Consider the following 23513-nt stretch of genomic DNA (forward strand, 5'->3'; position numbering starts at 1 on the left):
GAGATGATCCGGGAGCTTAACGGCTGGCATGTGCTGGCGATTTTTGGCAGCGCGTTTGCGGTGATCATCGGGGTCAACCTGACGCTGGCCTTTCAGGCGGTTGCGACCTTTCCGGGGCTGGAGACGCGCAATTCCTATGTGGTGAGCCAGGCGTTCGAGGCGGATCGCGCCGCACAGGAGGCGCTGGGCTGGGACGTGCGGGCCGAGGTCGGGGGCGGTCTACTGGCGCTGTATGTGGATGACGCGGTGGGGCCGGTGGTGCCGCATGTGACGGCAGCCACGCTGGGGCGCGCGACCCATGTGGGGGCGGATATCACGCCGGTCTTCCGCCATGACGGCGCACGGTTCGTGGCGGATATTCCGGCGCTGGCCCCCGGCAACTGGAACCTGCGGCTTGAGGCCGTGGCGCCGGATGGTACGCGGTTTCGCCAGCGCATCGTGTTGCGGGTGCCGTCATGACCATGGCCGCCTGTCCGGGCTGCGTTGCGGGCGCGCCGATGGCCGAGGGGCGCGCGCCTGCGGGCCTGCCCACGCACGAGCTGGTTTTGCCCACGATCCACTGTTCCGCCTGTATCCGCACGGTCGAAGAGGTGCTGGCCGCGCGCGATGACATCACCGCGGCTCGCGTGAACCTCAGCCGCAAGCGGGTGGCCATCACCGCCACGCCCGGCGCGGACCCGTCGCCGTGGATCGCCGCCCTGGCTGCCGCCGGGTTCGAGGCGCACGAGGCGCGCCGGACCGGTGCGCCGTCGGCGGATGACGGGCTGATGCTGCGCCTTGGGGTGGCGGGGTTCGCGATGATGAACGTGATGCTGTTGTCCGTGGCCGTCTGGTCCGGGGCCAGCGACAGCACGCGGGATTTCATGCACTGGATCGCTGCGACGATTGCGCTGCCCGCCGCTTTGTACTGTGCCGATCCGTTTTTCCGGTCGGCGTGGCGTGCGGTGCGGGTGGGGCGGTTGAACATGGATGTGCCGATCTCGCTGGCGATTGTGCTGGCCTGCGGTCTGTCGCTCTATGAGACGATGACGGGCGGGGCGCATGCCTATTTCGATGCGGCACTGTCGCTGACGTTTTTCCTGCTGGGGGGGCGGGTGCTTGAGACGCGGATGCGGCGGGCGGCACGGTCGGCGGCGGCGGATCTGGCCGCGCTGGAGCCCAACCGGGTGATGCGCGTTGTGGACGGGGCGCATCAGAGCACACCGGTCGACGCGGTGCGCGCGGGCGATGTGTTGTGGCTGGCGGCGGGGGGGCGGGTGCCGGTGGACGGCGTGCTTGAGACCGCGCGTGCGCAGCTTGATCGCAGCGCCCTGACCGGAGAGAGCGACGCGGTGTCGGTAGCGCGCGGTGCGCCGCTGGTGGCGGGGGAGGTGGTGCTGACCGGCCCCGTGACCCTGCGCGCGCGGGTCGATGCCAAGGGGTCGACCCTGCGCCGTCTGGTGCAGCTGGCCGCCACCGCCGAGGGTGCGCGCAGCCGGTACACCAGCCTCGCCACCCGTGCGGCGGGGGTCTATGCGCCGCTGGTGCACGGGCTGTCGCTGGCGGCCTTTCTAGGCTGGTGGTGGGGGTCGGGGGATGCGTACCATGCGCTGACCATCGCGATTGCGACGCTGATCATCACGTGCCCCTGCGCGCTGGGCCTTGCGGTGCCAGCGGTGGCGACAGTGGCCACGGGACGCTTGTTCCGCGCGGGCGTTCTGGTCAAATCCGAGACCGCGCTGGAGCGGTTGGCAGAGGTGGACACGGTCGTGTTCGACAAGACCGGCACGCTGAGCGACAGCGTTCTGGTGCCGCCTGCGGAACTGCCCGACGTGGCGCGCGGGGTGCTGAAGGCGCTGGCGCAGGCCTCGCAACACCCTTTGAGCCGCAGCCTGCTGCCCGCGCTGGAGGGGGTCGAGGCGGTGGATCTGCAAGAGGCGCAAGAGCTGCGCGGGCGCGGGGTGCGCGCGGTCTGGGGCGATGTGTCCGTGGCGCTGGGGGCTGCGGATTGGCTGGGGGCGGGCGCGGGCACGGTTTTGCGCGTGGGCGCGGAGACCTATCCGCTGGCCCGCGTCGAGCGGCCTGTGGCGGATGCGGCGCAGGCGCTTGAGGCGCTGCGGGCCATGGGCCTTGATCTTCACATCCTGACCGGGGACCGTGCCGGCAATGCAGACCGCGTGGGCCGCGCGCTGGGTGTGGGCCAGGTCCATGCGAGTGTCGGACCCGAGGACAAGCAGGCGCTGATCCGGTCCTTGCAGGCGGGCGGGGCCAAGGTGGTGATGGTGGGCGACGGGCTGAACGACACGCTGGCCCTGACCGAGGCCTGGGCGTCGATCGCGCCCGGCACCGCGCTGGAGGCGAGCCAGAACGCCGCCGATGTGGTCCTGTTGGGCCAGAAGATGTCGGGCGTGCCGCATGTCGTGGGCGTCGCGCGCAGTGCCCGCCGCCGCATCCTGGAGAATTTCGCGCTGGCGGCGGCCTATAATGCCGTGGCGATCCCGCTGGCGCTGGCGGGGTTTGCCAGCCCGTTGATGGCGGCGCTGGCGATGTCGTCCAGTTCGCTGACCGTGACGCTGAACGCTTTGAGAACGAGGGCAAGCCGATGAATATCCTTGTGGTGCTGGTGCCGTGTTCGCTGATCCTGGGGCTGGGGGCGCTGGTGGCCTTTGTCTGGACCCTGCGGCACGACCAATATGATGATCCCGCAGGCGATGCGGCCCGGATCCTGCTGGAGGACCGCGCGCCCGAGGGCTGAGGCGCAGAAATCGTTTGACCGGCGCGCAAGGTGCGTTCCATGATCGGCGTACAAACAACGCAAGGGCACGCGCCGATGCTGAGATCCGTCACCAACCCCATGTCACGCCGCGCGACCGGCTGTGATCTGGTGGTGCAGACAGGGGCCTGACCGCCCCCACCTGTTCTGCGCCCGCCGCCTCGGGCCGCGCCCCTTGCTGATCGATCCCTGCCATGACCCACGCCTTGCGCCTTGCCATCGATATCGGTGGCACGTTTACCGACACTGTTCTTATGGACGACGCAGGCGCCGTTCTGGCTACGGCCAAGACGCCGACGACCCCGGCCATGCCTGCCGATGGCGCGCTGGACGGGGCGGGCGATGTGCTGGCGCGTGTCGGGGCAGACTGGTCCGATATCACGGGGTTCATCCACGGCACGACGCTGGCCACCAATGCGCTGATCGAGCGGCGCGGCGCGCGGGTGGCCACGATCACCACGGCAGGGTTCCGCGATATCCTCGAGATCGCCTATGAGCGGCGGTACAGCCAATATGCCATCGACATCGAAAAGCCGGATCTGCTGGTGCCGCGGGCGCGGGCCTTTACCATTGGCGAACGGGTGGACGTGCACGGCGCGGTCCGCGCGCCGCTGGACGAGGAGGCGGTGCCGGCCCTTGCCGCCGCCCTGCGCGCCGCGAGGGTCGAGGCGGTGGCGATCTGCCTCTTGCACAGCTATGCCAACCCCGCCCACGAGCGCCGCCTTGCCACGCTGCTGCGCGCGCATCTGCCGGATGTGGCCCTGTCACTGAGCCATGAGGTCAGCCCCGAGGCGCGCGAGTTCGATCGGCTGTGCACGACCATTGCCAACGCGTATATCCAGCCGCTGATGGCGCAGTACCTCGACGCCTTCCAGCGCCGGTTCGAGGCGGCGGGCCTGCGCTGTCCGATCCTGATGATGACGGCGGGGGGCGGGATGACCACGGTTGCGACGGCGGCCCAGCTGCCCATCCGGCTGGTGGAATCGGGCCCGGCGGGGGGTGCCATCCTGGCCGCGCGGCTGGCGCAGCAGGCGGGGGCGGATGAGGTGCTGTCCTTTGACATGGGGGGGACCACGGCCAAGCTGTGCCTGATCGACGGGTTCCGCCCGCAATCGGCGCGCCGGTTCGAGATTGCCCGCGCGGAAAGGTTCGTCAAAGGGTCGGGCATGCCGGTGCGCATTCCGGTCATCGAGATGATCGAGATCGGCGCGGGCGGCGGGTCCACTGCGCGGGTGGACCGGATTGGCCGGGTGCAGGTCGGCCCGCACAGTGCCGGATCCGAGCCGGGGCCTGCCGCCTTTGGGCGTGGGGGCGTGCAGGCGACGGTGACGGATGCGGATGTGGTGCAGGGGCTGATTGACCCCGCGCGCTTTGCCGAGGGACGCCTGGCCATCGACGAGGATGCGGCACGGGCCGCCGTGGCGCGCGATGTGGCCGCGCCGCTGGGGGTGGCGGCGGACCGCGCGGCCTTTGGCATCAGCGACATCGTGGACGAGAACATGGCCAGTGCGGGCCGGATGCACGCGGTGGAATCGGGCAAGGATCTGGGCGCGCGGGTGATGATTGCCTTTGGCGGCAACGGGCCGCTACATGCCACGCGGGTGGCGCGGCGGTCGCAGATCCGGCGCATCCTTATCCCCCGTGATCCGGGTGTGGGATCCGCCGTCGGGTTCCTTCATGCGCCCGTGTCCTTCGAGATCGTACGGTCGCGGCACAGTCTGCTGGAGGGTTTGGACATCCCCGGTCTGAACGCGTTTTTCGCCGAGATGCAGGCCGAGGCCGAACGGGTCGTGGATGCGGGCGCGCGCGGATCGGCGCGGCATGTGCGGCGGGTGGCCTTCATGCGCTACCGGGGGCAGGGCCACGAGATCGAGATCCCGCTGCCCGACAGGCCGCTGGAGCCGGGTGATGTGGAGGTGCTGCGCGCCGGGTTCGAGGCCGAGTACAGCCGCCAGTTCACCCGCACGGTGCCGGGCATGGTGATCGAGGTGCTGAACTGGGCGATATCCGTGTCGACACCGCCCGGGGATGTCGCCCCGGTGGCGGTGGTTGCGCCGCGTGCCATTGTTGCGCCTGAACGGACCCGCGAGGTGCTGTGTGATGTGACGGGGGACTGGCGTGCGGCGGGGGTCTTTGACCGCGCGGACCTGCGGCCCGGCGACCGGGTGGCAGGGCCTGCGCTGATCACCGAGCCGCAGACCACCACATTTGTCAGCGCGGATTTTGCCGCGGAAATGGACGGGGCCGGATGTCTCTGGCTGACCCGCCTGCCAGAGGAGACTGCGCCATGAGCCTGCCCGATACCCGTCTGCAAGTGATGTGGAACCGCCTTCTGGCGGTGGTCGAGGAACAGGGGCAGGCGCTGATCCGCGCGGCGTTCAGCCCCATCGTGCGCGAGTGCGGTGACATTTCTGCGGGCATCTTTGACGCGCAAGGTCGGATGCTGGCGCAGGCGGTCACGGGCACGCCGGGGCACATCAACACCATGGCCGAGGCGGTCAAGACCCTGCGCGCCCGCTTTGACGTGGCCGCGATGCAGCCCGGCGACATCTACATGACCAATGATCCGTGGATCGCGTCGGGGCATCTGAACGATTTCCTGCTGATGATGCCGGTGTTCCACGGTGGTGCTGTGATCGGCTTCACCGCGTGTACCTCGCATCTGGTGGATCTCGGCGGGCTGGGCATGGGGCCCGAGGGCGCGGACATCTATGACGAGGGGCTGCTGATCCCGCCCTGTGCGCTGGTGCGTGCGGGTGTGCTGGACACCCTGCTGATGGAGATCGTGAAGGCCAATTCGCGCGAACCGGTGGCGAATGAGGGCGACATTTATGCGCTGATCGCCTGTTGCGAGGCGGGGGCCACGCGGTTGGTGCAGATGATGGAGGAGTTCGGCATCGCCGATCTGGAGCGGTTGTCGGCCTATATCATCGACACCTCGCGGCGCGGCACGCTGGAGGCCATCGCCGCCCTGCCGCGTGGGGTGTGGTCGAGCGTGCTGCGGGTCGACGGCTATGACGCGCCGATCGATCTGGCCGCGTCGCTGCGCATTGCCGAGGACCACGTGGCGCTGGATTTTGCGGGCACGGCCCCGTGCGTCGGCAAGGGGATCAACGTGCCGCTGAACTATGCGACCGCCTATTCGGTGTTCGCGCTGCGCTGCATCATCGGGGCGGACATTCCCAACAATGCGGGATCGCTGGAGCCGTTCCGGGTGACGGCCCCGCCGGGCTGCATCCTCAACGCACAGCGCCCCGCGCCGGTGGCAATGCGGCACAGCATCGGGCAGATGACGCCGGATCTGGTCTATGGCTGCCTGTCGCAGGCCGTGCCGGACCGGGTCCCGGCCGAGGGCGCGTCCTGCATGTATGACCTGCCTTTGCGTCACGTGCCCGAGGCGGTGGACCGGGGCGGTGACCTCTTTGCGCTGGAGCTGGTGTTCAATGGCGGCACGGGCGCGCGTCCCGCCAGCGACGGGCTGTCGGCCACGGCCTTTCCCAGCGGTGTCTGGGGCAGTCAGGTCGAAACCGCCGAAGCCGCGGCCCCCATCCTGTTCCACGAACGCGCCCTGCGCTGCGATTCCGGTGGGCCGGGCACCCGGCGGGGCGGGCTGGGTCAGAAGATCGTGCTGCAATCGTCGGATGGGCAGGACATGCTGGTGTTCCTGTCGGTGGAGCGTGTGCAGACCCCCGCCAATGGCCGCCATGGCGGGGGTGCGGGCGCGCCGGGGCGCATTCGCATCGGGGCGGAAGGCACGCCGCTGCCGGGCAAGGGCACGGTGCGGGTGCCGGGGGGCGACACGCTGGTCTTTGAAACCCCCGGCGGCGGTGGGTTCGGCCCTGCGCAGGCGCGCGACGCGGCCGCTGTGGCGCGCGACGTGGCCGATGGGCTGGTGAGCGCGGAGGCGGCGAGGACCCTTTATGGAGGCACGCCATGACCCGCCCGCATCCCCACATCGCTGCGATGGCCCCCTATGCGCTGGCCGATCTGGCCGCGCCGCCCGGTGTGCCGCTGCTGTCGCTGTCGCAGAACGAGAGCCTGTGTCCGCCCAGCCCTGCGGCCGTCGCCGCGGCGGCGGAGACCTTGGGGCAGGGTGCGCTTTATCCCGATCCGGACTGGACCGATCTGCGCCGCGCCATTGCGGCGGTGCATGGGATCGATGCGGGCGGCATCCTGTGCGGGGCGGGGTCGCTGGACCTGATCGGGTGCCTGATGCGGGCCTATGCCGGGCCGGGGCGTGCGGTGCTGGCCCCGGCGCATGCCTATCCGTTCTTTGCCACGGCGGCGGCCATGGCGGGCGCGTGCTGTGACGCCGCGCCCGAGACGGGCGGGGTCGTGCACGTCGCGGCCCTGCTGGAGGCGCAGCGGGCGGATACGGCAGTTGTCTGCGTGGCCAATCCGGGCAACCCGACGGGCACCCGCATCCCCAATGCGGAGATCCGCGCCTTGCGGGCCGGGCTGCGCGACGATGTGCTGCTGATCGTCGACGAGGCCTATGGCGAATTTGCCGACCATCTGGAACCGTCCCCTTTCGACATGGTGGAGGCGGGCAACACCGTGATGCTGCGCACCCTGTCCAAGGCCTATGGGCTGGCGGGGTTCCGCGTGGGCTGGGGCCTGTTTCCGGCGGCCATCGGCGCAGAGGTGCGCAAGGTGATGAACCCCAACAACATCGGCGCCGTGGCACAGGCCGCAGCGGCGGCGGCGATGCGCGATCAGGCCTATATGCGCGCCACCTGTGCGCAGACGGCGCAGGCACGGGAGGCCGCGGTTGCGCGACTGGAGCGGATCGGGCTGGCCTGCCTACCCGGTTTCACCAACTTTGTGTTGATCGACATCGGCACGGCCGCGCGGGCGGCGCGGGCGGATGCGTATTTGCGGGCGCGCGGCATTTTCCTGCGGGCGCAGGGGGGCGCGGGCCTGCCCCATGCGTTGCGCATGACGCTTGCAGGTCCGGCGGATTTGGGCCGGGCGCTGGAGGCGCTGGCCGCCTGGCAAGAGGAGGAGGAGGACAGACCATGACCCATCCATCGCGCGGACGCGCCCGGTTCGGGGTGCTGGTGCCCTTTACCAACACGAACCTTGAGCCGGACATGGCGCTGCTGGCCCCGCCGGGCGTGTCGGTGCATATCGCGCGCATGGGCGGCTATGACGCGGACGAGATCCCGGACGAAGGGCAGATGCAGGGCCTCGGCGCCGCGGATCTGAGTGGGCCGCTCGATCTGTTGGTGGGGGTGCAGCCGGACGTGGTGTTCTATGGCTGCACGTCGGCGACGCTGACCCATGGGCCGGCGTTCGACCGCGATCTGGCCGCCCGGATCAAGGCACGCAGCGGCGCGCAGACGGTCACGGCGGCAGGGGCGCTGGTGGCGGCGCTGGCGCATCTGGGGGCGGGGCGCATCGGCTTTGCATCGCCTTACGTGGCACGGATCAACGACATGGCGCTGGCCTTTCTGGCGGATCAGGGTGTCGCTTGCGTGCAGCGGGTCGATTTCGACGGGGTGCTGGACAACACCGGGCAGGGTGCGCTGACGCCCGAGGATGTGCTGGCGCTGGGCCGTCGCGCCGATCACGCGGACGCGGAAGCCATTGTTTTGTCGTGTACGGACATGCGCAGCGTCGAGATTCTGGGCCAGCTTGAGGCAGAGCTGGGCAAGCCGGTGATCTCGTCCAATCAGGCCATGGTGTTTCAGGCGCTGCAACTGATGGGGTGGAATGCGCCGCTGCGCGGCTATGGCCGGTTGCTGGAGGGGGACGTGCCATGAGGTTTGACCAGATTGCCGAATTTGCCTTGGACGAGCGTGCGGTACCCGAGGCGGCGATCGACATGGGCGCGCTGTTGCTGATCGACACGCTGGGTGTGGCCGCGGGGGCCGCGTCGCTGGAGGTGGCGCGGATTGCGCGCGCTCATGCGGTGCGGTTTCACGGTGCGGCGCGCGCCGAGGATGCCGCGACGCTTCTCTTCGATGGGCGGCGGGCGTCGCTGTCCGGCGCGTGTTTTGCGGCGGCCACGCAGATCGACAATCTGGACGCACATGACGGGTACAACCCCACCAAGGGGCATATCGGCTGCGCGGTTGTGCCCGCGCTATGTGCGCTGGCCGAGCATCTGCCGGGCCTGAGCGGGCGGGCAGGCCTTGCCGCACTGGTGATGTCCTATGAGCTGTCGGCGCGGGCGGCGATCACGCTGCACAACACGGTCAGCGATTACCACACCTCGGGGGCGTGGAATGCGCTGGGTGTGGCGGCGATGGTGGCGCGGTTGCGCGGGCACGACGCCGAGACCCTGCGCCACGCGCTGGGCATTGCCGAATATCATGGCCCCCGCAGCCAGATGATGCGCGAGATTGCCAATCCGACGATGCTGCATGACGGGTCGGGGATGGGCGCGCTGGTGGGGATGATGGCGGGCCTTCTGGCCGAGGACGGGTTTCAGGGCGCGCCTGCCATAACCGTCGACAGCGCAGAGGCCGCCCCGTTCTGGGGCGATCTGGGGGAGACGTGGACGATCACGCAGAATTACATCAAGCCCTATCCGATCTGCCGCTGGGCCCATGCCGCGATTGACGCGCTGGGCCTGTTGATGCGGGACAATGACCTCAAGGCGGACGATGTGGCGGAGATCGAGGTGCACACCTTTGCCCAGGCCGCGGCCCTCTTTGCGCAGATGCCCGAGACGACGTCGCAGGCGCAATATTCGCTGCCCTTTGCGCTGGCGGTGCGGCTGGTGCGTGGCTGGATCGGGCCGGAGCATATCGCGGGGGCGGGCCTGCGCGACGCTGCCGTGGCCGAGGCGATCGGGCGCATCCGCGTGACCGAAGCGGCGCGCCATTCCGAGCGGTTCCCGCTGGGGCGGTGGTCGGATGTGACGCTGCACCTGCGCGACGGGCGGGTCCTGTCGTCGGGGGATGTGCATGCGCGCGGTGGCCCCGAGGCGCCGATGCAGCGGTCCGAGATCGAGGAGAAGTTTCACGCCGTTACCGGCCCGATGGCGCCCGCGCGCAAGGCGGCCCTGTGGCAGATGACCGACCGGTTGCAGGACCCGCAGACGCGGTTTGCCGATCTGCTGGCGCTGATCCACGCACCATTGGAGGGGGCCGAGCATGGCTGATCGCTTGCGCGTGGTGCTGCACACGGATGCACCGGACGGGTTAACCGCACGGCTGCATGCCGCGGTGCCGGAGGCGGAGGTTCAGCTCTGTACGACCTATGAGGATTTGCCCGACCTGATCGCGCAGTTTGCCCCGCAGATCGTTTATACCGTGCGCTTTGCGGGCACGCCGGGCTATCCGCGTGCGGCGCTCTTCGGGCCGCGCGGGCCTGCGCTGGTGTGCAATGGCGGGGTGGGGACCGACCATTTCGGTCTGTGGGATCCGGAACGGACCACCGTGACCAACGCGGCCGGTGTCGCGGCGGGGATGATGGCGGAATACGTGCTGGGCGGGTTCCTGCATTTTACCCTGGATATTCCGGGGCTGGCCGCAGATCAGGCACAGCGCGTCTGGCGCGCGCGCACGGTGCGGCCTCTGGCCGGTGCGACGCTGCTGATCGTGGGGTTGGGCCAGACGGGGCAGGCGCTGGCGGCGCGGGCGCGGGCCTTTGGCATGCACGTGATCGGCACGCGGGCGCGGCCCGCAGCGATGGAGAATGTGGACGAGGTGCACGGGCCGGATCAGCTCGATACGCTGATCCCGCGTGCGGATTTCGTCGCCGTGTGCACCCCGCTGACGGACCGGACACGCGCCATGATCGGGCCCGCGCAGATCGCGGCACTGCGGCCCCGCGCGGTGCTGGCAGACGTGTCGCGCGGCGGGGTGGTGGATCAGACGGCGCTGGCCCGCGCGCTGGCGGCCCGTGCGATCGGCGGGGCCGTTCTGGACGTGTTCGAGGTCGAACCCCTGCCGCAGGACAGCCCGTTCTGGGACATGGACAACGTGATCCTGTCGCCGCATTGCGCGTCGGTCTATGACGGGTGGGAGACCGCGTCCTTTGACATCTTTGTGGACAATGTCACGCGCTGGCAGGCGGGGGCGGACTTACGCAATGTGGTTGATCCGGTGCGGGGCTATTGATGGGTGTTTGACCTTGTGCCGCGTGGCTGAGACACTGTGCCGACCGGCGGCAGGATGGGACCCGAGACAATGCAGATCGAACGACTGGACCATGTGAACCTGCGCACCGCGCAGCTGGAGACGATGATCGATTGGTACACGCAGATGCTGGGCCTTGAGGTCGGGCCGCGGCCTGATTTCGGCTTTCCTGGCGCGTGGCTTTGTGCGGGCGACACGGTTGTGGTGCATCTGGTGGGGGTCGAGGGCGATCCGGGCATCGGATCGGAGGCCGCGCTGAAGATGGAGCATTTCGCCTTTACCGCCCGCGGTGCACCGGCGTTCGAGGCACGTTTGCTGGATCGTGGTGAACGGTTCCGCAAGTCGGCCATCGCCGATACAGGCATGGTCGCCTTTAACATCTGGGACCCCGACGGCAACCACATCCACGTGGATTTTCCTGACGCTCACTGACAGCGCCGTGGCGCCCGTCACCACGCCGTCACAGGCAAGACCTTGTATTTTCTCGCAATCCGGGTGTAGCGTTATGGAGTTGTCACAAAGCCGTGCGCAAAACGGCATGTGCAATGCGCACCACGTCGGTGCCTTGGAGGGAAAATATGAAGAAGACTTTGTTTGGCGTGCTGGCCACGTCCACGGCGTTGCTGTCGCCCTTGGCGGCGGCCGCAGAAACCGAAGTGCAATTCTGGCACGCGTTCACGGGACGTCTGGGTGAATTGGTCAAGGCGCAGGTTGAGGAATTCAACGCAAGCCAGGACGCTTATACCGTGGTGGAAAGCCACAAGGGCAACTATTCCGAGACGCTGAACGCAGGCATTGCCGCGTTTCGCGCCGGTGAACAGCCGCATATCCTGATGGTGTTCGAAGTGGGCACGGCGACGATGATGGCCGCCGGTGGCGCGATCAAGCCCGTGCACGAAGTCATGGCGCAAAGCGGGGCCACCTTTGATCCGGACGCCTATATCGGCGCGGTCAAGGGGTACTATACCTCGACCGAGGGCGAGATGCTGTCGCTGCCGTTCAACTCGTCCACGCCTGTTCTGTGGGTGAACCGCGACGCCATGTCGGCGGCAGGCGTTGATCCGGACACAGACCTGTCCACATGGCAGAAAGTCGGCGAGACGCTCGATGCGCTGAAGGCTGGCGGCGAGGAATGCGGCCTGGTCACCGCATGGCAAAGCTGGATTCACCTCGAGAACTTCTCGGCCTATCACGACGTGCCTTTTGCCAGCAAGGACAACGGCTTTGCCGGGCTCGACACCGAGTTGATGCTGAACGGTCCGGCGCAAGTGGCGCACCTGACCGCGATGGGCGAATGGGCTGCGGATGGCAAGTTCATCTATACCGGTCGCCGCAATGAGGGTGGTGCCAACTTCCGCGCAGGCGAATGCGCGCTCTTTACCGAAAGCTCGGCGGGCTATGCGGGCATCAGTTCCGAGGCGGAGTTCGATTTCGATGTGCGCCCGCTGCCTTATTGGGAGGGTGTCGGCAACGCGCCGCAGAACACCATCATCGGTGGGGCATCGCTGTGGGTCATGGAGGGTCATGAGGACGCAGAGTACAAGGGCGTGGGGGAATTCCTGAGCTTCTTGTCGACGTCGGACGTGCAGGCGTCGTGGCACCAGAATACCGGTTATCTGCCGATCACCGCAGAGGCAGGCGTGGCGACGCGTGCGGCAGGTTTCTATGAACAGAACCCCGGCACCGACATCGCGGTCATCCAAATGACGGCCAAGGAACCCACGGCCAATTCCAAGGGCCTGCGCCTGGGATCCTTTGACCAGATCCGCGGCATCATCGACGAAGAGCTGGAAGCGATCTGGGCCGGTGACAAGTCCGCCCAGGAGGCGATGGACAGCGCCAAGGCGCGCGGTGACGCGCTCTTGCGTCGGTTCGAGACCGCCAACCGCTAACCCAAGGGGGGCAGACCGGTGCACGGCCTGCCCTTTTGCATGACAGGGGGGCGGCGGCGTGGAAAAACGCGTGACGTTTCGTGGATGGATGTTGCCGGCGCTGCTGATTGCGCCGCAGGTCATCATATCGGCGGTGTTCTTTTTCTATCCGGCGGGGCAGGCGATCTGGCAATCGCTGTTCATTCCCGACCCTTTTGGCCTGTCCTCGCAATTCGTGGGACTGGGCAATTTCGAATTCCTTCTGACGGACAGGTTTTACCGCGCGTCGTTCCTGACGACGGCGGTGTTTTCGATCCTCGTGACCTTGTGCTCGATGATCCCCGCGCTGTTTCTGGCCGTGATCGCGGACCGGCTGATCAAGGGATCGGGCGTGTACCGGACGCTGCTGATCTGGCCCTATGCGGTGGCACCGGCGGTGGCGGGTGTGCTGTGGCTGTTCATGTTCAACACGCGCGTGGGCGTGGTGTCGTGGTATCTGGGCAACCTGGGCTATGACTGGAACCACGTTCTGAACGGGGGCGAGGCGATGGGTCTTGTCGTCGTGGCCTCGGCCTGGGGGCGGATCAGCTATAACTTCCTGTTCTTCTTTGCCGCACTTCAGGCTGTGCCGCGGTCGGTGATCGAAGCGGCGGCCATCGACGGGGCGCGGTTCTGGACGCGGTTCTGGACCATCGTGCTGCCGCTTTTGTCGCCCACGACATTCTTCCTGCTGGTGGTGAATGTGGTCTATTCGTTCTTCGAGACCTTTGGCGTGATCCACACGATCACCGCGGGCGGGCCGCAGCAATCGACGACCATCCTTGTCTACAAGGTGTTTTCCGACGGGTTTGTGGGGCAGGATCTGGGGTCGTCCTCGGCGCAGTCGGTCATATTGCTGATCGTGGTGGGCCTGCTGACCATCATCCAGTTCAAGTTCATCGAGAAGCGGGTGCACTACTGATGGCAAAGGATGTGCATGGCATGGTGGAAAAGCGTGGTGCGGGGCTGTGGCTGACGCATGTGTTCATGATCCTCGGCGTGCTGGTGATCTTTTTCCCGATCTGGCTGGCCTTTGTCGCGTCGACCGTGACCCAGCCCGAGATCGTGCGCCCGCCCATGCCGCTCTGGCCGGGCGACCAGTTCTGGGAGAACTACAGCGCCGCCTTGTTTTCAGGGGTGAACGTGCCGGTGTCGACGATGCTGATCAACAGCCTCGTGATGGCCATCGGCATCGCGGTGGGCAAGATCGTCATCTCGCTCCTGTCGGCCTTTGCGATTGTCTATTTCCGGTTTCCGGGGCGCAATATCTTTTTCTGGATGATCTTTCTGACGCTGATGTTGCCGGTCGAGGTGCGGATCGTGCCCACCTATGAGGTGGTCGCGGGGTTCGGGATGCTGAACAGCTATTCCGGGCTGATCTTTCCGCTGATCGCGTCGGCGACGGCCACGTTCCTGTTTCGCCAGTTCTTCCTTACCATCCCGGATGAGCTGGCCGAGGCCGCGCGCGTCGACGGGGCGAGCCCGATGCGGTTTTTCTGGGATATCGTGGTGCCGATGAGCCGCACGAATGTCGCGGCGCTGTTCGTGATCCTGTTTATCTACGGCTGGAACCAGTACCTGTGGCCGCTGCTGATCACGACGGATCCCGAGATGAATACGATTGTGATGGGGATCAAGCAGATGTTCCCGTCAGGCGATGATGTGGCCGATTGGCCGGTGATCATGGCCACCTCGATCCTGGCGATGATCCCGCCGGTGATCGTGGTGGTGGGGATGCAGCGGCTCTTTATCCGCGGCCTTGTGGACAGTGAGAAATAGACCATGGCGACAGTGACCCTGAACGACGTCAAGAAGAGCTTTGGCCCGACGGACGTGATCCACGGCATCAGCGCAGAGATTGCGGATGGCGAATTTATCGTGATCGTGGGCCCGTCGGGCTGCGGGAAATCGACGCTGTTGCGGATGGTGGCCGGGTTGGAGACGGTGACGTCGGGCGATGTGATGATCGGTGGCACCCGCGCCAATGACCGTGAGCCCATGGACCGTGACATCGCGATGGTGTTTCAGAACTATGCGCTGTATCCCCACATGTCGGTGCGCCAGAACATGGGATACGGGCTGAAGATCGCCAAGATGCCCAAGGAGCAGATCAACGCCAAGGTCGAGGAGGCCGCGCGGCTGTTGCAGCTGGAGGCGCTCTTGGACCGCAAACCCAAGCAGTTGTCGGGCGGGCAGCGCCAGCGCGTCGCCATGGGCCGTGCCATCGTGCGTGAGCCTGCCGTGTTCCTCTTTGACGAGCCGTTGTCGAACCTCGACGCAAAGTTGCGGGTGCAGATGCGGCTGGAGATCCGCGATTTGCAGGCCAAGCTGGGGGTGACGTCGCTCTATGTGACGCACGATCAGGTGGAGGCGATGACGATGGCGGATCGCATGATCGTGATGAACGGCGGTGTGGCCGAACAGATCGGCACCCCGCTCGAGGTTTACGAAACACCGCGCACCCTTTTTGCCGCGCAGTTCATCGGCAGCCCGGCGATGAACATCATGGATGCGGACCTGTCCGGTGGGCAGGTGCGTCTGGGAGAGCTGACCGTGGCCACCGGGGTGGGCGCGGACGGGCCGGTCAAGGTCGGCATCCGGCCCGAACACGTGGTGCAGGACGCGGAGGGGCCACTGACCCTGCGGGTGCAGATGACCGAGCCCTTGGGCGCAAACACCTTGTTTCATGGCACGTTGAACGGTGCCGCGCAGCCCTTTACCGCCAGTTTGCCCGGCGTTCACGTGGCGCGCGGCGACGGGCAGGAGATCCGGTTTTCCGTCCAGCCCGGGCAGGCGCATCTGTTTGACGCGCACACCGGATTGCGCCGAAACGGGCCACGCTGACCCTTGACCTTGCAGGGCGCATCACTTAATTCCGGCACGCAGAGCGGGCGTTGTGTAGTGGTAAGACCTTAGCCTTCCAAGCTAATGACGCGGGTTCGATTCCCGCCGCCCGCTCCAGAAATTTTTCCTTCGATCCGGCCTGCGCCGCCCTGTCCACTTGACCTGACAGCCAGCTTGCGGCCATGTGCAGAGCACGCGCATCGCACGGAGACCGCATGACTGATCAGACGACCGCACCGACACCCCCGAATGCAGGGGAGCAGGAGCGTGAGAAATCCAAGAAGATCGGGGCCTTGCGCGCGCTGGTGCCGTTTCTGAAACCCTATTGGAAGCTGATGGCGGCCGCGATTGCGGCGCTGGTTGCGACGGCGATCATCTCGCTGACGCTGCCTCTGGCGGTGCGGCGCGTGGTGGACAATTTCGACACGGCGGACGCGGCGGTACTGGACCTTTATTTTCTTGCGGCCATCGGCATTGCCGGGCTGCTGGCGATTGGCACGGGCCTGCGCTATGCGCTGGTCACGCGGCTGGGCGAACGGGTCGTGGCGGACATTCGCAAGGCGGTGTTCGACCGCGTCATCGGCATGTCGCCGAGCTTTTATGAAAACATCATGACCGGCGAGGTGCTGAGCCGGATCACCACCGACACGACCCTGATCCTGAGCGTCGTGGGGTCGTCCATTTCGATCGCGCTGCGCAATGTGCTGATCTTTGTGGGCGGGCTGGTGCTGATGCTGCTGACCTCGGCCAAGCTGACGGGGCTTGTGTTGCTGATCGTGCCGGCGGTGGTGGTGCCGATCCTCGTGCTGGGTCGTCGCCTGCGGGTGCTGAGCCGGGAGAACCAGGACTGGATTGCGGCCTCGTCGGGGCGCGCTTCCGAACAGCTGAGCGCGGTGCAGACGGTGCAGGCGTTCACCCATGAGGCGGCCAGCCGGGCGATGTTCTCGGATGTGACCGAGGCCAGCTATGGGTCGGCCAAGCGGCGGATCACCACGCGGGCGGCGATGACGGTCATCGTCATCTTCCTCGTGTTCGTGGGCATCGTGGGTGTGCTGTGGATCGGGGCCAATGACGTGCGGTCTGACGCCATGACCATGGGCGCGCTGATCCAGTTCGTGATTTACGCGGTGATGGTCGCAGGCGCAGTGGCCGCCCTGTCCGAGATCATCGGCGAATTGCAGCGTGCGGCAGGGGCGACGGAACGGTTGGTCGAGCTGTTGCAGACGCGCGATGCGGTGCGGGATGTGGACGCGCCGCAGGTGCTGGCCGCGCCCGTGCGGGGGCATATCCGGTTCGAGGATGTACGCTTTGCCTATCCGGCGCGGCCCGCGATCAATGCGCTGGACGGCGTGACGCTGGACATCCAGCCGGGTGAAACCGTGGCCTTTGTCGGGCCGTCGGGCGCGGGCAAGACGACGATCATCCAGATGCTCTTGCGGTTCTATGACCCGCAGGAGGGGCGGATCTGCCTTGACGGGGTGAACGTGGCGGACATGGCGCGCGAGGCGTTCCGCGCCCATATCGCGCTGGTGCCGCAGGATCCGATGATCTTTGCCGCCTCGGCGGCGGAGAACATCGCCTTTGGCCGCCCCGGAGCCAGCCAGGCCGAGATCGAGGCCGCAGCACGGGCCGCTGCGGCGCATGAGTTCATCACCGGTCTGCCAGACGGCTATGACAGCCCTCTGGGCGAGCGCGGCGTGATGCTGTCGGGTGGGCAAAAGCAGCGCATCGCCATTGCACGCGCCATCCTGCGGGACGCGCCGGTTCTGCTTTTGGACGAGGCGACAAGCGCGCTTGATGCCGAAAGCGAGCGGGCTGTGCAGGAGGCGGTGGATACCCTCGCCGCCGGACGCACCACCCTGATCGTGGCGCACCGTCTGGCGACGGTGAAAAAGGCCGACCGTATCGTGGTGCTGGATCAGGGCCGCGTCGTCGCGCAGGGTCCACATGATCAATTGGTAGCCGAAGGCGGGCTTTATGCCCGTTTGGCGCGCTTGCAGTTCACGGATGGCATCGCCGCGGAATAATTCCCCTTACCGGTCGCCCCTCTGCCGTGGTCAGACGAAATCATAGCAAATAAAACTGAGAGGGATGGCTATGGGATTGTGGAGCTTTGTCAAAGGCAAGGGAAAGAAACTGTTCGGCGGCGATGACGCGGCCGAGCTGGATGGCGGCACGCTGAAGGACGAGATCAAGGATCTGGGTCTGGACGACAGCGGCCTCGACATCACGGTCGAGGGCGACAAGGTCAAGGTGTCTGGTACCGCCGTCAGCCAGGAAATGAAGGAAAAGGTCATTCTGGCCGTCGGCAATGTCGAAGGTGTGGCGGCCGTCGAGGATGACGTGCCCAGCGACACCGATCCGGTGTTCCACACAGTGGTGCCCGGTGACACGCTGTGGGGCATCTCGGCCGCGACGCTCGGCAACGGCGCGCATTACGAAAAGATCTTTGAGGCGAACAAGCCGATGCTGACGCATCCGGACAAGATCTATCCCGGTCAGGTGCTGCGGATTCCGCAGGACTGACCCAATACGCCAAAAATGGCGGTGTAGGGCGGTAGGTCTTTTGGGCCTGCCGCCTTTTTCGTGACCCAAGGTCATATGGTTTGACGCGGCGTCCCTACGGTTGCGGCACGGACCGCAATCCTTGCACATTACTGCAATCCGCCGCATTTTGAATTCAAGGGAAGAGACACGATGCCGCACATAGACGGCGCACAGGGAGGATAACTATGCCATTTGCAGGGATCGCGGATCGCGACGCCATTCAAAACGAGATGCCGTGGGAAGACCGCAACGTTGCCAAGACGGTCTTTGGCATGCTCAGCGACACCGCGACGCGGTTTCCGACGCATAACGCGGTCAGCTACCAGATCTTCTCGGATCCGAAGTCCAAGGCGGAGACGCTCAACTGGACACAGCTGCGCGACCGCACGGCCCAGACCGCGAACCTGTTCCGCAGCATGGGCATTGGACCCACGGATGTGGTGGCCTTTGTTCTGCCCAATGCGACCGAAACGGTGCTGACCCTGCTGGGCGGGGCCACGGCGGGGATCGTGAACCCGATCAACCCGCTCTTGGATGCCGAACAGATCGGTGCGATCCTGCGCGAGACCGGTGCCAAGGTCGTCGTGACCCTGCGCGCCTTCCCCAAGACGGATGTGGCCGAAAAGACCGCCAAGGCGGTGAGCCTTGCGCCCAACGTCAAATCGGTGCTCGAGGTGGATCTGCTGACCCATGTGTCGGGCATCAAATCCCTGATCATCCCGCTGATCCGCCCCAAGATGCAGAAGGCACCGGGCGTCGATTACCACGATTTCAACTCCGAAGTGGCCAAGCAGCCCAAGACGCTTCAGTTCGAGGATGTGCAGGAAGACCGCGTGGCGGCCTATTTCCACACCGGCGGCACCACGGGTATGCCCAAGGTGGCGCAGCACAAGTATTCGGGCATGGTCTATAACGGATGGATCGGTGCCACGGTTCTGTTGAATGAGAATGACAATATCCTCGCGCCCTTGCCGCTGTTCCACGTGATGGCCGCGCAGGTGATGATGATGGGCGCGCTGGCCTCCGGCGCGCATTGCATTTTCCCGACGCCGCAGGGCTATCGGGGTGAGGGTGTGTTCGACAACATCTGGAAGCTGACCGAGCGTTGGAAGGTGACGTTCATCGCCTCCGTGCCTACCGCGATTGCCGCGATGATGCAGCGCCCGATCGATGCGGATATCGGTACGGTGAAATCCACCTTCTCCGGGTCGGCGCCACTGCCGCAGGAGCTGTTCAAGCGCTATGAGACGGCAGCGGGGGTCGAGATCGTGGAAGGGTATGGCATGACCGAGGCGACCTGCCTTGTGTCGGGCAACCCTATCGACGGTGAAAAGAAGATCGGGTCCGTGGGCATTCCGTTCCCCTATACGGACGTCAAGATCTACAAGGGCACGCCCGATGGTCCGGTCGAGGTGGCCGTGGACGAGATCGGCGAGATCTGCGTGAGCAATCCGGGCGTGTGGCCGGGCAACACCTATACCGAGGCCGAAAAGAACAACGATCTCTACTACAACGAAAAATACCTGCGCACGGGCGATCTGGGTCGGTTTGACAGCGATGGGTATCTTTGGATCACGGGCCGCGCCAAGGATCTGATCATCCGTGGTGGGCACAACATCGACCCCGCCGAGATCGAAGAGGCGCTGCTGGGCCACGAGGCCGTGGCCTTTGCCGGGGCGATTGGTCAGCCGGACAAACATTCGGGCGAAGTGCCTTGTGCCTATGTGGAACTGGTCGATGGGGCCAGCACCACCCCGGATGAGCTTATGGCGTTCTGCAAGGAACATGTGCTGGAGCGCGCAGCGCAGCCCAAGCATATGACGATCCTCGACGAGCTGCCCAAGACTGCCGTGGGCAAGGTGTTCAAGCCCGATCTGCGCAAGGATGCGATCACCCGCATCTACAATGCCGCCCTGTCAGAGGCCGGGCTGGACGCGCGGGTCGTGTCGGTGATCGACGACAAGAAACGCGGGCTTGTGGCGCAGATCGCCGCCGGCGGGTCGAGCGAGAACGCGATCCAGACCGTTCTGGGCGATTTCATCCGCCCATGGGAGCTGGACAGCGCGGCAATGGCGGCGGAGTAAGACTGCCCGGACCGGATTTAGGGGGGGGGGCGCGCACGTGGGACCATGTGCGCGTTCTTTTCCTGTCTGATGACATAGACGTGACCGGAGCGGGCCGCGGCCTTGGGGTAGGGTGCGGGCAATGTCAGATCAGCCCGGAGGCTCCGATGCCCAAATCCCGCAAACGCACCAAGGCAGCACCGGCGCCGAAAGCCGCAACCCTGTCGCGCCGCTCGGTCCTGTCCGGCGGGGCCGTGGCCTCGGCCGTGGTGGTGGGCAGCGGGATCTGGGGCGCCAATTCGTTCCGCACCTATGCCGCCGAACATGATCTGGCCCGCGTGGGGCAGGGCAGCCCGGCCATCGTGCAGATCCACGACCCGCAATGCCCGACCTGCACCGCCTTGCAGAAACAGACCCGCGCGGCGCTGCGGGATTTCGACGATTGCGGCATGACCTATCTGGTGGCGGATATCACCACGCCTTCGGGCGCGGCCTTTGCCCGACGGTACAACGTGCCACATGTGACGCTGCTGCTGTTTGACGGGGCGGGCAATCTGCACCGGCAGGTGCAGGGCTTGCAGCAGGCTGCGCGGCTGGCGCAGGTCTTTGCCGCGCACAAGGCCGCCGTCACCTGAGAGACGTCATGTCAGGAAGGGTTTGGCACGCATGGTATCAGCCACCGGCGCGCCGAGCCGGTGCAGGATCGTCGGCGCAAGTTGGAGCTGGTCTATGACCGTGTCGGGCTCCGGCCCCTTGGCCGCGCCGAAATAGTAGAGCGCGGTTTCCTGTTGCAAGGCACCCCGCCCGCCGTGATGGCCGCGGTCGTCCTGTCCGTGGTCGGCGGTCACGATCACCTCGTAGCCCATGCCGCGCCAACGCGGGATGAAGGGGGCCAGCATTTCGTCCATGACGAAACAGGCGTGGTCCATTTCCTGACAGTCGTGGAAAAAGCGGTGGCCCATGCTGTCGAGGGTGCAGGTGTGCAGCATCGCATAGTCGAGATCGAAGCGCGCGCAGAGGTTGGTGAGGGTACCGAAGAGGTCGACATCCGACGGTGTCATCTGGTTGGTGTGGTCATAGCCCGTCATGGTGTGAAAGCGCCCGTGGTTGATCGAGGCGCTGTCCGGTTCGTCATATTCGATGTCGCGGACCACGTCGAAGGGCGCGCGGTTGAAGAATTCCGACCAGAAGGAATGCGCGACCGCGCCCGTGGTGCCGCCGCCCTTGCGGACCTGGGCAAAGACGTCCGGGTGCGAGAGGCGGAAAACGTTGCCATTGCCGGTGCAACCATGGTCTGCGGGTGCGACGCCAGTGTGGATGGAGGCGTAGCAGGAGGCCGAGATCGAGGGGAGCACGCTGCGGTGGGTCCAGGTCTGGGCGTCGCCGCTGTCGACCCAGCCTTCGAGATTGCCGAAGAGGCGGCGGAAATTGCGCAGGGGCACGCCGTCGAGGATGATCAGAAGGAGTTTAGTGGTCATGGCAATCGGGTCCCGGTTTCTGGCCCTAGCCTAGCGGTGTCGGGGGGCGGGGTCATCTGTGCAGAAGTGCAAAGGGGGGTGCGGGGACGGCGGGGTGACGCTCTTTGGCTTTGCCAAATTCGCCCCACCCGCCGTCCCGCAGGCGCTTAGTTGCCGGCACTTTCCATCTTGCGGTTGGCGATCACGTCCTCGAGCCAGCCGAGTTTCATTTCCGGCACCGAGCTGAGCAGCAGGTCGGTATAGTCGTCGAACGGCGGGGTAAGCACTTCGGACTTGGTGCCGTAGCGTTGCACGCGGCCCTGATACATCACGGCGATGCTGTCGGCGATGGCCCGCACCGTGGCGAGGTCATGGGTGATGAAGAGATAGGCCACGTCCTCGATCTTTTGCAGGTTGAGGAGCAGCTTGAGGATACCGTCGGCCACCAGCGGGTCGAGGGCCGAGGTGACCTCGTCGCAGATGATCAGCTTGGGCTTGGCCGCCAGCGCGCGGGCGATGCAGACGCGCTGTTTCTGGCCGCCGGAGAGCTCGGCGGGATAGCGATCCTGAAAGCCGCTGCCCAGTTCGATCTCGTCCAGCAATTCCTGGATGCGGTTCTGTTTTTCCGCGCCCTTGAGGCCGAAGTAGAATTCGAGCGGTCGGCCGATGATCGTGCCCACGGTCTGACGCGGGTTCATGGCGGTGTCGGCCATCTGGTAGATCATCTGGAGTTCGCGCAGGTCTTCGAGGCTGCGGGAGGGTTGATCCGGCGTCAGCGTGCGGCCCGCAAAGGTGATGGTGCCGTCGCGGGGGGGCAGGAGGCCGGTGATCACGCGGGCGAGGGTGGATTTGCCCGAGCCGCTTTCGCCCACCACGGCGAGGGTTTGGCCGGGGCTGAGATCGACGTTCACGTTGTGCAGGACGTCGAAATTGGTGCCCTTGTAGCGGGCGGTGATGTTTTCGACGCGCAGCACCGGTTCGGTCGGTTGCTTTTCCTCGTGGGTGATCGAGCGGACCGAGACGAGGGCTTGGGTGTATTCTTCCTTGGGCGCGTTGATGATCTGGTCGGTGGTGCCATATTCGACCATTTCGCCCATGCGCAGGACCATGATGTGATCGCTGACTTGCGCCACGACGGCGAGGTCGTGGGTGATGTAGAGCGCGGCCACGCCGGTGTCGCGGATGGCGTCCTTGATCGCCTTCAGGACGTCGATCTGGGTGGTCACATCCAGCGCGGTGGTCGGTTCGTCAAAGACCACGAGGTCGGGTTCGGGGCAGAGCGCCAGCGCCGTCATGCAGCGTTGCAGTTGGCCGCCCGAGACCTGGTGGGGGTAGCGGTTGCCGATATTGTTCGGGTCGGGCAGGCCCAGCTTGGCAAAGAGGTCCCGCGCGCGCTGTTCGGCGTCTGATTTGGAGAACTTGCCCTGGAATACCGCGGCTTCGATCACCTGTTCCATGATGCGCTTGGCCGGGTTGAAAGAGGCGGCTGCGGATTGGGAGACGTAGGTGACCTCGGCCCCGCGCAGCCTGCGGATGTCGCGGGCGCTGGCGGAGATCACGTCGCGGCCATTGACCTTGACCGTGCCGCCGGTGAGTTCCACGCCGCCGCGTCCGTAGGACATGGTGGCCAGGCCAATGGTGGACTTGCCGGCACCGGATTCGCCGATCAGGCCAAGGACCTTGCCTGCCTCGAGGTCGAAATCGACGCCGTGCACAATTTCGATGTCATGGGGTTTTTCGCCGGGCGGATAGACTGTTGCGCCGATTTTCAGGCCGCGGACTTGGAGAAGTGGTGTCGTCATGATTTCGGCTCCGGGCTGGTGGGCAGATTGCCCACCCTACGGGTCTGT

Annotated in this window: 21 protein-coding genes and 1 tRNA gene; 19 read left to right on the forward strand and 3 right to left on the reverse strand. The window is 66.1% G+C overall.

Features of this window, described 5'->3' with window-relative positions; translation table 11 throughout:
- Positions 1–3 precede the first annotated feature (3 nt).
- From Q0949_RS13215 to ccoS, 3 genes are read left to right on the forward strand one after another with little or no spacing between them, the layout of a single operon-like run.
- Positions 4–459 (forward strand): FixH family protein, encoded by a 456-nt coding sequence (locus Q0949_RS13215; RefSeq protein ID WP_299372953.1) that lies wholly within the window; start codon positions 4–6, stop codon positions 457–459.
- Positions 456–2585 (forward strand): heavy metal translocating P-type ATPase, encoded by a 2130-nt coding sequence (locus Q0949_RS13220; protein WP_299372955.1) that lies wholly within the window; start codon positions 456–458, stop codon positions 2583–2585. The genes Q0949_RS13215 and Q0949_RS13220 overlap by 4 nt, the downstream gene beginning before the upstream one ends.
- On the forward strand, positions 2582–2734 hold the full coding sequence (ccoS, locus tag Q0949_RS13225; RefSeq protein ID WP_299372958.1) for a cbb3-type cytochrome oxidase assembly protein CcoS: 153 nt from the start codon (positions 2582–2584) through the stop codon (positions 2732–2734). The genes Q0949_RS13220 and ccoS overlap by 4 nt, the downstream gene beginning before the upstream one ends.
- 88 nt (positions 2735–2822) lie before the next feature.
- Here the strand turns inward: ccoS and Q0949_RS13230 are convergent, their stop codons facing one another.
- Positions 2823–2948: a hypothetical protein gene (locus Q0949_RS13230; protein ID WP_299372961.1), complete on the reverse strand. Its 126-nt coding sequence runs from the start codon at positions 2946–2948 to the stop codon at positions 2823–2825.
- Here Q0949_RS13230 and Q0949_RS13235 point away from each other — a divergent pair.
- The 16 genes from Q0949_RS13235 to Q0949_RS13310 all read left to right on the forward strand — a co-directional run bounded on the left by Q0949_RS13235 (position 2947) and on the right by Q0949_RS13310 (position 20841).
- Positions 2947–5043, forward strand: a complete 2097-nt coding sequence (locus tag Q0949_RS13235; RefSeq protein ID WP_299372963.1) for a hydantoinase/oxoprolinase family protein — start codon at positions 2947–2949, stop codon at positions 5041–5043. The genes Q0949_RS13230 and Q0949_RS13235 overlap by 2 nt on opposite strands.
- The gene (locus tag Q0949_RS13240) at positions 5040–6689 is read left to right on the forward strand and encodes a hydantoinase B/oxoprolinase family protein (protein ID WP_299372966.1); all 1650 of its coding nucleotides are present in this window, start codon (positions 5040–5042) and stop codon (positions 6687–6689) included. Before Q0949_RS13235 ends, Q0949_RS13240 begins: the two co-directional genes overlap by 4 nt.
- The gene (locus Q0949_RS13245) at positions 6686–7774 is read left to right on the forward strand and encodes a histidinol-phosphate transaminase (RefSeq protein WP_299372969.1); all 1089 of its coding nucleotides are present in this window, start codon (positions 6686–6688) and stop codon (positions 7772–7774) included. The genes Q0949_RS13240 and Q0949_RS13245 overlap by 4 nt, the downstream gene beginning before the upstream one ends.
- The gene (locus Q0949_RS13250) at positions 7771–8517 is read left to right on the forward strand and encodes an Asp/Glu racemase (protein WP_299372972.1); all 747 of its coding nucleotides are present in this window, start codon (positions 7771–7773) and stop codon (positions 8515–8517) included. Before Q0949_RS13245 ends, Q0949_RS13250 begins: the two co-directional genes overlap by 4 nt.
- Positions 8514–9863, forward strand: coding sequence for an MmgE/PrpD family protein (locus Q0949_RS13255; protein ID WP_299372975.1), 1350 nt, complete (start codon positions 8514–8516; stop codon positions 9861–9863). The genes Q0949_RS13250 and Q0949_RS13255 overlap by 4 nt, the downstream gene beginning before the upstream one ends.
- A complete protein-coding gene (locus tag Q0949_RS13260; protein WP_299372978.1) occupies positions 9856–10824 on the forward strand; it encodes a D-2-hydroxyacid dehydrogenase in 969 nt (322 codons plus the stop codon). Before Q0949_RS13255 ends, Q0949_RS13260 begins: the two co-directional genes overlap by 8 nt.
- Positions 10825–10893: 69 nt before the next feature.
- Entirely contained in the window at positions 10894–11274 is a 381-nt protein-coding gene (locus tag Q0949_RS13265) for a VOC family protein (protein WP_299372981.1), read from the forward strand.
- 146 nt (positions 11275–11420) lie between these two features.
- Positions 11421–12734: a sn-glycerol-3-phosphate ABC transporter substrate-binding protein UgpB gene (gene ugpB, locus Q0949_RS13270; protein WP_299372984.1), complete on the forward strand. Its 1314-nt coding sequence runs from the start codon at positions 11421–11423 to the stop codon at positions 12732–12734.
- 58 nt (positions 12735–12792) lie between these two features.
- Entirely contained in the window at positions 12793–13674 is an 882-nt protein-coding gene (ugpA, locus tag Q0949_RS13275; protein ID WP_299372987.1) for a sn-glycerol-3-phosphate ABC transporter permease UgpA, read from the forward strand.
- 20 nt (positions 13675–13694) lie between these two features.
- On the forward strand, positions 13695–14531 hold the full coding sequence (gene ugpE, locus Q0949_RS13280; protein ID WP_299373643.1) for a sn-glycerol-3-phosphate ABC transporter permease UgpE: 837 nt from the start codon (positions 13695–13697) through the stop codon (positions 14529–14531).
- 3 nt (positions 14532–14534) lie between these two features.
- Entirely contained in the window at positions 14535–15596 is a 1062-nt protein-coding gene (ugpC, locus tag Q0949_RS13285; RefSeq protein WP_299372990.1) for a sn-glycerol-3-phosphate ABC transporter ATP-binding protein UgpC, read from the forward strand.
- Positions 15597–15639: 43 nt separating this feature from the next.
- Positions 15640–15713 (forward strand) — tRNA-Gly (locus Q0949_RS13290).
- A 98-nt stretch (positions 15714–15811) separates the two neighbouring features.
- Positions 15812–17623 (forward strand): ABC transporter transmembrane domain-containing protein, encoded by a 1812-nt coding sequence (locus tag Q0949_RS13295; RefSeq protein WP_299372993.1) that lies wholly within the window; start codon positions 15812–15814, stop codon positions 17621–17623.
- Between the two features lie 70 nt (positions 17624–17693).
- The gene (gene lysM, locus Q0949_RS13300; protein WP_299373646.1) at positions 17694–18122 is read left to right on the forward strand and encodes a peptidoglycan-binding protein LysM; all 429 of its coding nucleotides are present in this window, start codon (positions 17694–17696) and stop codon (positions 18120–18122) included.
- A gap of 206 nt (positions 18123–18328) precedes the next feature.
- Positions 18329–20227 (forward strand): acyl-CoA synthetase, encoded by a 1899-nt coding sequence (locus Q0949_RS13305; RefSeq protein ID WP_299372996.1) that lies wholly within the window; start codon positions 18329–18331, stop codon positions 20225–20227.
- Positions 20228–20373: 146 nt separating this feature from the next.
- Positions 20374–20841 (forward strand): hypothetical protein, encoded by a 468-nt coding sequence (locus tag Q0949_RS13310; protein ID WP_299372998.1) that lies wholly within the window; start codon positions 20374–20376, stop codon positions 20839–20841.
- Positions 20842–20847: 6 nt separating this feature from the next.
- Here the strand turns inward: Q0949_RS13310 and Q0949_RS13315 are convergent, their stop codons facing one another.
- A complete protein-coding gene (locus Q0949_RS13315; protein ID WP_299373001.1) occupies positions 20848–21684 on the reverse strand; it encodes an alkaline phosphatase family protein in 837 nt (278 codons plus the stop codon).
- 146 nt (positions 21685–21830) lie between these two features.
- On the reverse strand, positions 21831–23465 hold the full coding sequence (locus Q0949_RS13320) for an ABC transporter ATP-binding protein (protein ID WP_299373004.1): 1635 nt from the start codon (positions 23463–23465) through the stop codon (positions 21831–21833).
- Between the last annotated feature and the right edge of the window lie 48 nt (positions 23466–23513).

Origin of the sequence: uncultured Tateyamaria sp. (assembly GCF_947487805.1) — a bacterium.
Lineage (GTDB): Bacteria > Pseudomonadota > Alphaproteobacteria > Rhodobacterales > Rhodobacteraceae > Tateyamaria.